This is a genomic window from Roseateles asaccharophilus (assembly GCF_004362405.1).
GTDB lineage: Bacteria > Pseudomonadota > Gammaproteobacteria > Burkholderiales > Burkholderiaceae_C > Kinneretia > Kinneretia asaccharophila.
Genome location: NZ_SNXE01000008.1, coordinates 49,447 through 62,245, shown reverse-complemented (window position 1 = coordinate 62,245; position 12,799 = coordinate 49,447). Strand labels below are relative to the sequence as shown.

Sequence of the window (12,799 nt, the reverse complement as noted above, 5' to 3'; positions counted from 1 at the left end):
CATTCCTTATGACTTCTTGGGATTCGTTGACGAAGGCGTCCTGAGCAAGCCCAGGACTTCTTGCACATCGGGACGGTCGAGCTCGCCCTCGGGTTCCTTGCGGCGCAGCAGCAGATCCATCAGATCGTTGTCCGACAGTTCCATCAGCTGGCGCAGACCCTCGGCCTGGAACACGGTCAGGCTGCTCTCGTGCTTCTGGAAGAAGCGCTCGATGAAGAGATCGTTTTCCAGCAGGCCGCGGCGGCAGCGCCACTTGAGCTTGGAAAGCGAACGCTCGTCGATGAGCGCGTCGGGAGCAGCGTGATCCATGTGAGCGGGGTGCAATGCGACAGGATCAGACGGCGCGACGCACCATCAGTTCCTTGATCTTGCCGATGGCCTTGGTGGGGTTCAGACCCTTGGGGCAGACATCGACACAGTTCATGATGGTGTGGCAGCGGAACAGACGGTAGGGGTCTTCCAGATTGTCCAGACGCTCACCCGTGGCCTGGTCGCGGCTGTCCGCGATGAAGCGGTAGGCCTGCAGCAGACCGGCAGGGCCCACGAACTTGTCGGGGTTCCACCAGAAGCTGGGGCAGCTGGTCGAGCAGCTGGCGCACAGGATGCACTCGTACAGACCGTCGAGCTCCTCGCGCTCCTCGGGCGTCTGCAGACGCTCCTTCTCGGGCAAGGGGTTGTCGTTGATCAGGAAGGGCTTGATCGAGTGGTACTGCTTGAAGAACTGGGTCATGTCGACGATCAGGTCGCGCACGACCGGCAGACCCGGCAGCGGCTTGAGCACGATGGTGCCCGGCAGCGTGCGCATATTCGTCAGGCAGGCCAGACCGTTCTTGCCGTTGATGTTCATCGCGTCCGAACCGCAGACGCCTTCGCGGCAGCTGCGGCGGAAGCTCAGCGTGGGATCCACGGCCTTGAGCTTGACCAGGGCATCCAGCAACATGCGTTCATGGCCATCGAGCTCGATCTCGATGGTCTGCATATAGGGCTTGGCGTCCTTGTCGGGATCGTAGCGGTAGATCTGGAAAGTGCGCTTCATGTCTTGGCTCTCAATCCTTGCTGCTTAGAACGTGCGGACCTTGGGCGGCACGGACTCGACGGTCAGCGGCTGCAGGTTCACCGGCTTGTACTCGAGGCGATCGCCTTCGGAGTACCACAGGGTGTGCTTCATCCAGTTCGCATCGTCGCGGTTGGGGTAGTCGTTGTGGGCATGGGCACCACGCGACTCCGGACGGGCAGCGGCCGAGATCATGGTGGCCTTGGCAGCCTCAATCAGGTTCTCGACTTCCAGCGCCTCGACGCGGGCGGTGTTGAAGACCTTGGACTTGTCCTTCAGGCCGATGCTCTTGACGCGCTCAGCGACTTCCTTGATGCGCACCACACCTTCGTCCATGCTGGCCTGGGTGCGGAACACGCCGGCGTGCTTCTGCATGGTCGAGCGGATGTCATTGGCCACATCCTGGGCGTACTCGCCATTGCTGGCCGACTCCAGGCGCGCCAGGCGGGCCAGGGTCTGGTCGGCGGCGTCCTTGGGCAGTTCCTTGTGCGACTTGGTCTTGAGGTTGAAGTCGACGATGTGGTTGCCGGCCGCGCGGCCAAACACCACCAGGTCCAGCAGAGAGTTGGTGCCCAGGCGGTTGGCGCCGTGCACCGACACGCAGGAGCACTCACCCACGGCGTAGAGGCCGTTGATGATGTCGTTGTGCTTGCCGTTCTTGGGCACGACCACCTGGCCGTGCACATTGGTCGGAATGCCACCCATCTGGTAATGGATGGTCGGCACCACGGGAATCGGCTCCTTGGTGATGTCGACGTTGGCGAAGTTGTGACCGATCTCGAACACCGAGGGCAGACGCTTCATGATCGTCTCGGCGCCCAGGTGGGTCATGTCCAGCAGCACATAGTCCTTGTTGGGACCGCAGCCGCGACCTTCCTTGATCTCCTGGTCCATGGAGCGCGAGACGAAGTCACGCGGCGCCAGGTCCTTCAGGGTGGGCGCATAGCGCTCCATGAAGCGCTCGCCATTGGCATTGCGCAAGATGGCGCCTTCGCCGCGGCAGCCCTCGGTCAGCAGCACGCCCGCGCCGGCCACGCCGGTGGGGTGGAACTGCCAGAACTCCATGTCTTCCAACGGGATGCCGGCGCGCGCCGCCATGCCCAGACCGTCACCGGTGTTGATGAAGGCATTGGTGGAGGCCGCGAAGATGCGGCCGGCGCCGCCGGTGGCCAGCAGCACGGTCTTGGCCTGCAGGATGTGGACCTCGCCGGTCTCCATCTCCAGGGCCGTCACGCCCACGGCGTCGCCATCGGCGTCGCGGATGATGTCCAGCGCCATCCACTCGACGAAGAACTGGGTCTTGGCCTTGACGTTCTGCTGGTACAGGGTGTGCAGCAGGGCGTGGCCGGTGCGGTCGGCCGCGGCGCAGGCGCGCTGCACGGGCTTCTCGCCATAGTTGGCGGTGTGGCCACCGAAGGGGCGCTGGTAGATCGTACCGTCGGCGTTGCGGTCGAAAGGCATGCCGAAGTGCTCAAGCTCGTACACGACCTTGGGCGCCTCACGGCACATGAACTCGATCGCATCCTGGTCACCCAGCCAGTCCGAACCCTTGACGGTGTCGAAGAAGTGGTAGTGCCAGTTGTCTTCCGACATATTGCCCAGCGAGGCACCGATACCGCCCTGGGCGGCCACGGTGTGCGAGCGGGTCGGGAAGACCTTGGAAAGCACGGCCACATTCAGGCCGGCCAGCGAGAGTTGCAGCGAGGCGCGCATGCCGGAGCCGCCGGCCCCGACGATCACGACGTCAAATTTGCGCTTTGCAAGCGTGGTCCCAATTTGCATTTTTCTCAAAGCCTCCAAAGCACCTGGATCGCCCAGCCGGCGCAAGCCACCAGCCACACAAGCGAGAACACCTGCAGCGCCAGGCGGATACCCACCGGCTGCACATAGTCCATCCAGATATCGCGCACACCCACCCAAGCGTGGTAGGCCAGTGCAATGATGGTCACAAAGGTCAGCAGCTTCATCCACTGCGGCGCGAAGATGGCAGCCCAGTGGTCATAGCCCAGCTCGCCAGGCATCAGGAAGCGAGCCAGCAGAACCAGGGTGAACAGGGCCATCAGCACGGCGGTGATGCGCTGGGCCAGCCAGTCGCGCAGCCCGTAATGGGCGCCGACCACCAGGCGTTTGGAGCCGAAGGTACTCATTTGGGTAGACCTCTCGTTTCTTGAAATCAGTACAGGCCGAACAGCTTGGCGGCCACCAGGGCCGTCAGCGCCAGGCTCAGAGCCAGGGTGAACACGGCCGAGGACTTGCCCTGCTGCTTGCTCACGCTGTGGGTGGCGTCCATCCACAGGTGGCGAACACCGGCAATGAAGTGGTGCAGATACGCCCAGGACAGGGCCAGCACCACCAGCTTCACGAACCAGGCAGGCACGAAGCCGATGCCGGCCACGAAGGCATTGGTGAAGGCCTCGTAGGAAATCTCGGAACTCAGGCTGTTGTCAAACATCCAGAGGATGAAGGGCAGCAGCAAGAACATCAGCAAGCCGCTGACGCGGTGCAGGATGGACACAAAACCGGCTGCCGGAAGGCGGTAGGTTCGGACATCGGTAAAGAGGTTGATGTTCCGATAGACCGGTCGCTTTTTTGTAGCGCTTTGGGTGGCGTTCGTCATGTCCGACCTTGTGTAATCAACGTGAAACCAATCAATTTTATTGCAATGCAATACAGATCCTGGCGGTCGCGTGCGCCATGCACACACCGCAACTGCCGCAAGACTCAGTTCAGCTCATTGCGGTAGAAGTGGGTAGCAGTGCTGTAAAGCCCGCGCCTGAATTCCACCGGCTTGTCCCCATAAGTGAAGGAAAGACGCTCCACGCTCAGCAAAGGCGCGCCAACCGCCACTTTCAGCAACTCCGCCGTCTCGGCATCAGCCGCAACGGCCCGTATCTTCTCCTGGGCACGAATCATGTGCACCCCAAACTCCGCCTCGAACAGACCGTAGAAGGGGCCGCGATGCTGCTCCAGCCGCTCGGCCGTCAAACCCTTGAACAAGGCACCCGGCAGCCAGATGTCATCCAGCACGACCGGCTGCCCCTTGCTGTGCAACAAGCGACGCACTTCAATCATCGCATCGCCCGATCTCATCTGCAGCTGTCGGGCTATTGCCGCAGGCGCGCGCTGTCGGCGGCAATCCAGCAACTGCCGCCCCAGCGACTCCGCCCCCTCGTCCGGCACGAGACGCAAAAAGCGGTATTGAATCTTTTGTTCGGCGTGAGTGGCGACGAAGGTGCCCTTTCCCTGACGCCGCACCAGCACGCTCTCGGCGGCCAGTTCGTCCACAGCCTTGCGCACCGTGCCCTGACTGACACCGAAGCGCGCCGCCAGCTCCAGTTCGCTGGGAATGGCTTCCCCCGCCTTCCACTCACCCGCCTGCAAGCCGCCAATGATCAGCCCCTTGATCTGCCGATACAAGGGACTGAAAGATGGGGCACCCTCCGCACGCGCGGTGTCGCGCGCAGTGTCGGCAGGGAGTTGCGGGGAGGCTGGCATGGCGCGAATTGCAACACAGGCCAGCGCATCAAGTCCACTAAAGTTGACTAATGTCTTGTATAAGACATAAGACGAACAAAAAGCCCAAACCCGGCGCATAATCACGCGCTACAGCCAAAGGGCGTGCAATCCGTGTCGACAGCGCTCGGGCAAACCCTCGGACTGTCCTAAACTCGCGGGCGCAGCCACCCCGGCCAATTCCGCCGGCGGCGACGGGCTCGACAAACCGAATCCTTCACTTCTCTCGGAGCTTCCACATGAGCAACAAGAAACCCGTTCGCGTCGCCGTTACCGGCGCCGCCGGCCAGATCGGCTACGCCCTGCTGTTCCGCATCGCCTCGGGCGAGATGCTGGGCAAGGACCAGCCGGTGATCCTGCAACTGCTGGAGATCCCCGACGAGAAGGCCCAGAACGCGCTCAAGGGCGTGATCATGGAGCTGGAAGACTGCGCCTTCCCGCTGCTGGCTGGTATCGAAGCCCACAGCGACCCGATGACCGCCTTCAAGGACACCGACTACGCCCTGCTGGTCGGCGCCCGCCCGCGCGGCCCCGGCATGGAGCGTGCCGACCTGCTGGCCGCCAATGCCCAGATCTTCACCGTGCAGGGCAAGGCCCTGAACGCCGTTGCCTCGCGCAATGTCAAGGTGCTGGTCGTCGGCAACCCCGCCAACACCAATGCCTACATCGCCATGAAGTCGGCCCCGGATCTGCCGGCCAAGAACTTCACCGCCATGCTGCGCCTGGACCACAACCGCGCTGCTTCGCAGATCGCCGCCAAGACCGGCAAGGCCGTGGGCTCCATCGAGAAGCTGGCCGTGTGGGGCAACCACTCGCCCACCATGTACGCCGACTACCGCTTCGCCACCATCGACGGTCAGGGCGTCAAGGCCCTGATCAACGATGAAGAGTGGAACCGCAACACCTTCCTGCCCACCGTGGGCAAGCGCGGCGCTGCCATCATCGCCGCCCGCGGCCTGTCGTCCGCCGCCTCGGCCGCCAACGCCGCCATCGACCATATGCGCGACTGGGCCCTGGGCACCAACGGCAAGTGGGTCACCATGGGCATCCCGTCCGATGGCTCCTACGGCATCCCCAAGGAAGTCATGTTCGGCTACCCCGTCACCTGCGAAGGCGGCGAGTACAAGATCGTCCAGGGCCTGGAAATTGATGCCTTCTCGCAAGAGTGCATCAACAAGACCCTGAAGGAGCTGACTGACGAGCAGGACGGCGTCAAGCATCTGCTGTGATCCCGCTCGCCTGAGCGAAAACAGGACTGGCGCCGTCAGTCATGTTTCTTCACACTGAGAGGGCCAGCCACGCTGGCCCTTTTTTCTGGCCAGGATTTCCATGAGTACCGCCCTGCACCCCAAGCTTGCCCTGTTTGACGAAGGTGATGCTGCTCCACGCCTGCCCGTGGTGGATCACTATTGCGGCGTCGAGGCGCGCATGCGCAAGAGCCTGGAATTGCAGGGCGAGATGGGGCCGGTCTTCGACATCACCCTGGACTGCGAGGATGGCGCCCCCATTGGCGGCGAGGCGGAGCACGTTCTGCTCGTGGCCGAACTGCTCAACAGCGCCGCCAACCGCTTCGGCCGTGTGGGCGCCCGCGTTCACCCGCTGGATCACCTCAGTTTCGAAGCCGATGTGGACGGCCTGATCGCCCGGGCGGGCGAGAAACTGGCCTATCTGATGCTGCCCAAGCCGCAGAGCGCGGCCGAGGTGCAGCAGGCCATTGCCTTTGTGGATGCCACCCTGGTGCGCCACGGCATCCGCAAACCGCTGCCCCTGCACACCCTGATCGAAACCCATGGCGCACTGCGCGAGGTCTGGCAGATTGCCGCCCTGCCCCGCATTGAGTCACTGTCCTTCGGACTGATGGATTTCGTCTCGGCCCACCGCGGCGCCATCCCGCGCGCAGGCATGAGCCTGCAAGGCCAGTTCAGCCACCCGCTGGTGCTGCGCGCCAAGCTGGAAATTGCCGCCGCCAGCCACGCCCATGGCAAGACACCCTCACACTGCGTGGTCACGGAGTTCAAACATCCCAGCGCCATCCAGGAAGCCGCCCAGCGGGCAGCCCGCGAGCTGGGCTACACCCGCATGTGGAGCATCCACCCCAACCAGATCCAGCCCATCATCGACGCCTTCGCCCCGAGCACGGCCGAGATTGATGAGGCCATAGACATCATCCATGCCGCCCAGGCTGCCGCCTGGGCCCCCATCCAGTACCGCGACGTGCTGCACGACCGCGCCAGCTACCGCTATTACTGGCAACTGCTGGAACGGGCCCACCAGACGGGCCAGCCCCTGCCCATCGAGGTCGAGCGCGACTACTTCACCCCAGCTCTTGCGGGTAATGCATAAGAGCCAGCGGGCGGGACATGCCGTAACAATCGCCCACCTGCACGCCGCGGCAGCGCCATCAACTGGCGCTACATTGCTGCACAAGTTTTCACCCTGTCGGGGCGCCCGCCCCTGATCGCCATGAAGTTCGCATCCCTTCTGACTTTCGTGTTGAGCGCCACCTGCGCCAGCATCACCCTGGCACAGACGCCCGCGGCCCCGAAGCCCGGCAGCAGCAGCGCCAAGCCGGCCGCCGCCGCAGCCAAGCCGGCGGCCAAGCCCGCCCCTCGCAAGGCGCCCGCCAAGCCACTGCCCCCGCCGCCGCCGGTCTTGGCCGAAGCCGATGCCGACCAGCTCGCCGCCACCGAAATGGCCTTTTTGGGCACCTATGACTGCGAGTTCAAGCAGTCCATCAGCATCACCCGCAACACCACGCCGGGTTACCTGGACGTGGCCTGGCAGCGGCACACCTTCACCATGAAGCCCGTACTCTCCAGCACCGGCGCGCTGCGCATGGAGGACGTCACGGGCAAGACCCTGATGATCCAGATTGGCAACAAGTCCATGCTGATGGACACCAAGATCGGTCAACGCCTGGTGGACGAGTGCATCCACCCCAAGCAGCGCGAGATCATTGAAGCCGCCAGGGCCGCCAAGGCCGCGGCAGCCGCCTCCGGCATCACGCTGGACCATGGCGGCCTGGGGATTGAACCCCGCGTGACCGCCCCCGTCACCAAGCTCTGAGTAGCGCGGGGGCGCATGCCCCCCGTTGGCCTTGAAAGTATGTAGAATTCATCCATACTTTTCAGGCCATACCCAGGAGCCAACCGCATGGAAGCCACCGTTGCAGAGCGCGGGCAGATCACCCTGCCCAAGGCCGTGCGTGACGCACTGGGGCTGACCAAGGGCACCACGCTCAAGGTGGAGCTGGACGGCGCCCGCATCATTCTGCGCAAGAACGTCGACGACGCCATCTCGCGCGCCCGTGGCCGCTTCAAGCTGCCCGAGGGCACCAGCACCGACGACATCATGCGCGAGCTGCGCGGCCGCGCCCCGAGCGATCCGACCGAGGCCTGACGCGGAGCGCATGAACACCATGATGGCCGTAGACACCTCGGTGCTGATTGATCTGCTGGGAGACGACACCCGCGCGGACGCGGCCGAGGCTGCGCTGCGCCTGGCCCTGTCCAGCGGCCCCGTGGTGGTCTGCGATGTGGTGCTCAGCGAGGTCACCGCCGGCCTGGGCCACGGCGCCGAGGTCATGGACGCGCTGGAGGAGATGGGCCTGGCCTTCTCGCCCATCGACCAGCGCGCTGCCATCCGCGCCGGCGAGATGCAGCGCAAATACAAGCAGCGCCTGCGCGAAAAGCAGGAGGCCGGTGCCCTGCCCGGCTCCGCCGCCGCGCCCCGCACGATTCCCGACTTCCTGGTTGGTGCCCATGCCCTGCTCCAGTGCAGCGGCCTGATCACGCGCGACCAGGGTTTCTTCCGCGACTACTTCAAGGGGCTCAAGGTCATCGTACCGAGCGCCCCCTGAGCCCCTTCAACCGACCCCAACGGAGTACGCATGCTGCAAGCCTACCGCCAACACGCCGCCGAACGCGCCGCCCTCGGCATCCCGCCCCTGCCCCTTTCGCCCGAGCAGGTGGCCGAGCTGATCGAGCTGATCAAGAACCCGCCGGCCGGTGAAGACGCTTTCCTGCTGGATCTGCTGACCCACCGCGTGCCCCCGGGCGTGGACGACGCCGCCAAGGTCAAGGCCTCGTTCCTGGCCGCTGTCGCTCACGGTGACATCCAGGTCGGTCTGATCTCCAAGGCCAAGGCCACCGAGCTGCTGGGCACCATGGTGGGTGGCTACAACGTGCATCCTCTGATCGAGCTGCTGGACGACGCCGAAGTGGCGGGTGTGGCGGCCGAGGGTCTGAAGAAGACCCTGCTGATGTTCGACTACTTCAACGATGTAGCCGCCAAGGCCAAGGCCGGCAATGCATGGGCCAAGCAAGTGATGCAGAGCTGGGCCGACGGCGAGTGGTTCACCTCGCGTCCCGAAGTCGAGAAGAAGATCACCGTCACCGTCTTCAAGGTGCCCGGCGAAACCAATACCGACGACCTCTCGCCCGCCCCCGACGCCTGGAGCCGCCCGGACATCCCGCTGCACTACCTGGCTATGCTGAAGAACACCCGCCCCGACGCGGCCTTCAAGCCCGAGGAGGACGGCAAGCGCGGCCCGATGCAATTCATCGAAGACCTGAAGAAGAAGGGCCACCTGGTCGCCTACGTGGGCGATGTGGTCGGCACCGGCTCCAGCCGCAAGTCCGCCACCAACTCGGTGATCTGGGCCACCGGCCAGGACATCCCCTTCGTGCCGAACAAACGCTTCGGCGGCGTGACCCTGGGCGGCAAGATCGCCCCCATCTTCTTCAACACGCAAGAAGACTCGGGCTCCCTGCCGATCGAAGTCGATGTGAGCAAGCTGGAAATGGGCGACGTCATCGACGTGCTGCCCTATGACGGCAAGCTGGTGAAGAACGGAGAGACCGTCGCCGAATTCAAGCTCAAGAGCGATGTGCTGTTCGACGAAGTGCGCGCCGGCGGCCGCATCAACCTGATCATCGGCCGCTCCCTGACGGCCAAGGCGCGCGAGTTCCTGGGCCTGCCCGCCTCCACCCTGTTCCGCCTGCCGCAAGCCCCCGCCGAGTCCAAGGCCGGCTTCACCCTGGCGCAGAAGATGGTCGGCCGCGCCGTGGGCCTGCCGGAAGGCCAGGGCGTGCGCCCGGGTACCTACTGCGAGCCCAAGATGACCACCGTCGGCTCGCAGGACACCACCGGCCCCATGACCCGCGATGAGCTGAAGGACCTGGCCTGCCTGGGCTTCAGCGCTGACTTGGTGATGCAGAGCTTCTGCCACACCGCCGCCTACCCCAAGCCGGTGGACGTCAAGACCCACCGCGAGCTGCCCGCCTTCATCTCCAACCGCGGCGGCGTGGCCCTGCGCCCGGGCGACGGCGTGATCCACAGCTGGCTGAACCGCCTGCTGCTGCCCGACACCGTGGGCACCGGCGGCGACTCGCACACCCGCTTCCCCATCGGCATCTCCTTCCCGGCCGGCTCCGGTCTGGTGGCCTTCGGCGCCGCCACCGGCGTCATGCCCCTGGACATGCCCGAGTCGGTGCTGGTGCGCTTCAAGGGTGAGCTGCAGCCCGGCGTCACCCTGCGTGACCTGGTTCATGCCATCCCGCTGTACGCGATCAAGGCCGGTCTGCTGACGGTCGCCAAGGCCGGCAAGAAGAATGTGTTCTCGGGCCGCATCCTGGAAATCGAAGGTCTGCCCGACCTGAAGGTGGAACAGGCTTTCGAGCTGAGCGACGCCTCGGCCGAGCGCTCGGCCGCCGGTTGCACCATCAAGCTCAACCCCGAGCCGATCAAGGAGTACCTCACCAGCAATATCGTGCTGATGAAGAACATGATCGCCGACGGTTATGCGGACGCCAAGACCCTGCAGCGCCGCATCGAGAAGGTCGAGGCCTGGCTGGCCAAGCCCGAACTGCTGGAAGCCGACAAGGACGCCGAGTACGCCGCCGTGATCGAGATCGATCTGGCCGACATCAAGGAGCCCATCGTCTGCTGCCCCAACGACCCGGATGACGCCAAGTTCCTGTCCGACGTGGCCGGCACCAAGATCGATGAAGCCTTCATTGGTTCCTGCATGACCAACATCGGTCACTTCCGCGCCGCGGCCAAGCTGCTGGGCGGCCAGCGCGACATCCCGGTCAAGCTGTGGGTCGCGCCGCCGACCAAGATGGACCAGAGCGAGCTGATCAAGGAAGGCCATTACGCCGCGTTCGGCACCGCCGGTGCGCGCACCGAAATGCCGGGCTGCTCGCTGTGCATGGGCAACCAGGCCCAGGTCCGCGAAGGCGCCACCGTGATCTCCACCTCCACCCGCAACTTCCCCAACCGTCTGGGCAAGAACACCAATGTGTTCCTGGGCTCGGCCGAGCTGGCCGCCATCGCCTCGCGCCTGGGCCGCCTGCCGACCAAGGAGGAGTACCTGAAGGAGATGGGCGTGATCGACGCCGACAAGGCCAGCGTCTACCGCTACATGAACTTCGACCAGATCGAGGAGTACGCGGACGTGGCCAAGAGCGTCTGATTGATCGGCCCCGCGCCATGCTAAAAGGCCCGCTTCGGCGGGCCTTTTTCATGGGCAGACACCCGCTCACTCAGACCACGCTGAAGGTCCGCCCCGTCAATCCGCCCTCCACGCTTCGCTGGTAGGCCAGGGCCACCCGCGCGGCGGGTGTGCTTTCCATGCCGGCCATAAAGGCACCATACTGCGGCAAGGACTCCGTCAGCACCGTGGGGCTCACGACATTGATGCGCAGGCCGCGCGGCAGCTCGATGGCGGCGGCCAGGGCAAAGGCCTCCAGCGCCGCATTCACCGCGCTGGCATTGGCCCCCATGGGAATGGGTTCTCGGGAAAGGATGCCGGCGGTGAGCGTGATGGAGCCGCCGTCGCGCAGCACGTGCTGGGCTGCCAGAGCCAGGCGCACCTGGCCCAACAACTTGTCTTGCAGGCCGCTGTCGAACTGGGCTGCCGTCATGTCGGTCAGGGGGCCGAAGTGCAGGCCGCCGGCAGTACTCACAACAGCATCCAGCGGCCCCAGTTCACGCAGCAGGGCCTCGACGCTTGCGTCGCTGCGCAAATCCACCCGGTACTGGCCGCTCCCGCGCCCAGCGGTCAGGATCTCGTGGCGGGAACCCAGATGGCGCTGCACCGCCTGGCCCAGTACGCCGGAGGCACCCACCAACAGGATGCGCTGAGGCTGACTCTTGTCGACGATTTGCGGGGCGGCCTGGCGGTTTGTGGTGTTCAGATTACTCATCGTGATCGGGCTCCAATGTCAATGAAGGATGGGTTCATTATTTCCAGCACTCCGTCTGTGATAAATGGATTCAAAATTCATCCACTACAAACAAATAATTCGCAATGACCCAGTTCGACAAGCTCCGCGCCATGCAGGTGCTGGTGAGCGTGGCTGACAGTGGCAGCTTTACCGCGGCCGGCCGACTGCTAGACCTATCGCCGGTAATGGTGGGCCGGCATGTGGCCGCGCTGGAAGCCTTGCTGGGCGCACGTCTGATCCAGCGCAGCACCCGTCGCCAGGCCTTCACCGAGGTAGGTCAGCTCTATCTGGCCGAGTGCCGGCGCGTGCTGGAACTGGTGCGCCAAGCCGAGCAAGTGGCCGAAGGCCATGCCGCTCGGCCCCAAGGCCTGCTGCGCATCTCGGCGCCCGTGACCTTGGGCCAGTGCGTGTTCGCCCCGCTGCTGGCGGAGCTGCTGCAGGCGCATGAGGGGCTGCGCGCCGATCTGCACCTCAGTGATGCGATGGTGGACCTGATCGGCGAGGGCTTCGACGCGGCCATTCGCATCGGCCCGGTCCACACCGAGGGCCTGATCGCCCGGCCACTGCTCCCCTACCGCCTGATCCTGGCGGCCTCGCCCGCCTACTTGGCCGGCGCGCCGGCCCTGCAGGCCCCGCAAGACCTGGCACGCCACCGCTGCCTTCACCACACGGTGTGGCAGCAGGGCTCGAGCTGGCAGAGCGCCAGAGGCCAGACCGTGCATTGGCCCGGACAAGCCGTGCTCGGCGCCAACCATGGCGACGCGCTGCGCCGCGCCGCGCTGGCGGGTGCCGGCATCGTGCTGCAGCCCGAGGTATTGCTGGCCGAGGACCTGGCCGCCGGCCGCCTGCAGCAGGTGCTGCCGGGCACGGAGCCGCCGAGCCGGCCGGTGCATCTGCTCTACCCGGCCGACCGCCTGCGTCTGCCCAAGCTGCAGGCCTTCATCACCCGCAGCCTGGCGCGCTGGGGCGAAGCCGCACAGCCGCCCTCCACGCCATAAGCAGG

14 protein-coding genes are annotated in these 12,799 nt (G+C 65.0%); 7 read left to right on the top strand and 7 right to left on the bottom strand.

Annotation, left to right across the window (positions count from 1 at the left end):
* Positions 1-6: 6 nt before the first annotated feature.
* From DFR39_RS15785 to DFR39_RS15760, 6 genes are all read right to left on the bottom strand, one after another.
* Positions 7-309, bottom strand: coding sequence for an FAD assembly factor SdhE (locus DFR39_RS15785; RefSeq protein WP_133604685.1), 303 nt, complete (start codon positions 307-309; stop codon positions 7-9).
* A gap of 25 nt (positions 310-334) precedes the next feature.
* Positions 335-1,036, bottom strand: coding sequence for a succinate dehydrogenase iron-sulfur subunit (locus tag DFR39_RS15780; RefSeq protein ID WP_133604683.1), 702 nt, complete (start codon positions 1,034-1,036; stop codon positions 335-337).
* Between the two features lie 24 nt (positions 1,037-1,060).
* Complete coding sequence (gene sdhA, locus DFR39_RS15775; protein ID WP_133604681.1) at positions 1,061-2,836, bottom strand: succinate dehydrogenase flavoprotein subunit; 1,776 nt, start codon at positions 2,834-2,836, stop codon at positions 1,061-1,063.
* A gap of 5 nt (positions 2,837-2,841) precedes the next feature.
* On the bottom strand, positions 2,842-3,201 hold the full coding sequence (gene sdhD / locus DFR39_RS15770) for a succinate dehydrogenase, hydrophobic membrane anchor protein (protein ID WP_133604680.1): 360 nt from the start codon (positions 3,199-3,201) through the stop codon (positions 2,842-2,844).
* A 26-nt stretch (positions 3,202-3,227) separates the two neighbouring features.
* Positions 3,228-3,671: a succinate dehydrogenase, cytochrome b556 subunit gene (gene sdhC / locus DFR39_RS15765; protein WP_133604678.1), complete on the bottom strand. Its 444-nt coding sequence runs from the start codon at positions 3,669-3,671 to the stop codon at positions 3,228-3,230.
* Between the two features lie 104 nt (positions 3,672-3,775).
* Positions 3,776-4,549, bottom strand: coding sequence for a GntR family transcriptional regulator (locus DFR39_RS15760; RefSeq protein WP_133604676.1), 774 nt, complete (start codon positions 4,547-4,549; stop codon positions 3,776-3,778).
* A gap of 257 nt (positions 4,550-4,806) precedes the next feature.
* On the opposite strand from DFR39_RS15760, the gene DFR39_RS15755 reads away from it, so the two are divergent.
* The 6 genes from DFR39_RS15755 (at position 4,807) to acnB (ending at position 11,042) form a co-directional block, all read left to right on the top strand.
* Positions 4,807-5,796 carry a malate dehydrogenase gene (locus DFR39_RS15755; protein ID WP_133604674.1) on the top strand — a complete coding sequence of 330 codons (990 nt, stop codon included), beginning with the start codon at positions 4,807-4,809 and terminating at the stop codon, positions 5,794-5,796.
* Between the two features lie 100 nt (positions 5,797-5,896).
* Positions 5,897-6,910, top strand: a complete 1,014-nt coding sequence (locus tag DFR39_RS15750; RefSeq protein WP_133604672.1) for an HpcH/HpaI aldolase/citrate lyase family protein — start codon at positions 5,897-5,899, stop codon at positions 6,908-6,910.
* A 120-nt stretch (positions 6,911-7,030) separates the two neighbouring features.
* Positions 7,031-7,633 (top strand): hypothetical protein, encoded by a 603-nt coding sequence (locus tag DFR39_RS15745; RefSeq protein ID WP_133604670.1) that lies wholly within the window; start codon positions 7,031-7,033, stop codon positions 7,631-7,633.
* 87 nt (positions 7,634-7,720) lie between these two features.
* The gene (locus tag DFR39_RS15740) at positions 7,721-7,966 is read left to right on the top strand and encodes an AbrB/MazE/SpoVT family DNA-binding domain-containing protein (RefSeq protein ID WP_133604668.1); all 246 of its coding nucleotides are present in this window, start codon (positions 7,721-7,723) and stop codon (positions 7,964-7,966) included.
* Between the two features lie 10 nt (positions 7,967-7,976).
* Positions 7,977-8,426 (top strand): type II toxin-antitoxin system VapC family toxin, encoded by a 450-nt coding sequence (locus tag DFR39_RS15735; RefSeq protein ID WP_246030866.1) that lies wholly within the window; start codon positions 7,977-7,979, stop codon positions 8,424-8,426.
* A gap of 30 nt (positions 8,427-8,456) precedes the next feature.
* A complete protein-coding gene (gene acnB / locus DFR39_RS15730) occupies positions 8,457-11,042 on the top strand; it encodes a bifunctional aconitate hydratase 2/2-methylisocitrate dehydratase (RefSeq protein ID WP_133604667.1) in 2,586 nt (861 codons plus the stop codon).
* A 70-nt stretch (positions 11,043-11,112) separates the two neighbouring features.
* On the opposite strand, the gene DFR39_RS15725 is transcribed toward acnB, so the two are convergent.
* On the bottom strand, positions 11,113-11,775 hold the full coding sequence (locus DFR39_RS15725; protein WP_133604665.1) for a short chain dehydrogenase: 663 nt from the start codon (positions 11,773-11,775) through the stop codon (positions 11,113-11,115).
* 104 nt (positions 11,776-11,879) lie between these two features.
* Between DFR39_RS15725 and DFR39_RS15720 the strand changes: the two genes are divergently transcribed.
* Positions 11,880-12,794: a LysR family transcriptional regulator gene (locus DFR39_RS15720; RefSeq protein WP_133604663.1), complete on the top strand. Its 915-nt coding sequence runs from the start codon at positions 11,880-11,882 to the stop codon at positions 12,792-12,794.
* The last annotated feature ends 5 nt before the right edge of the window (positions 12,795-12,799 follow it).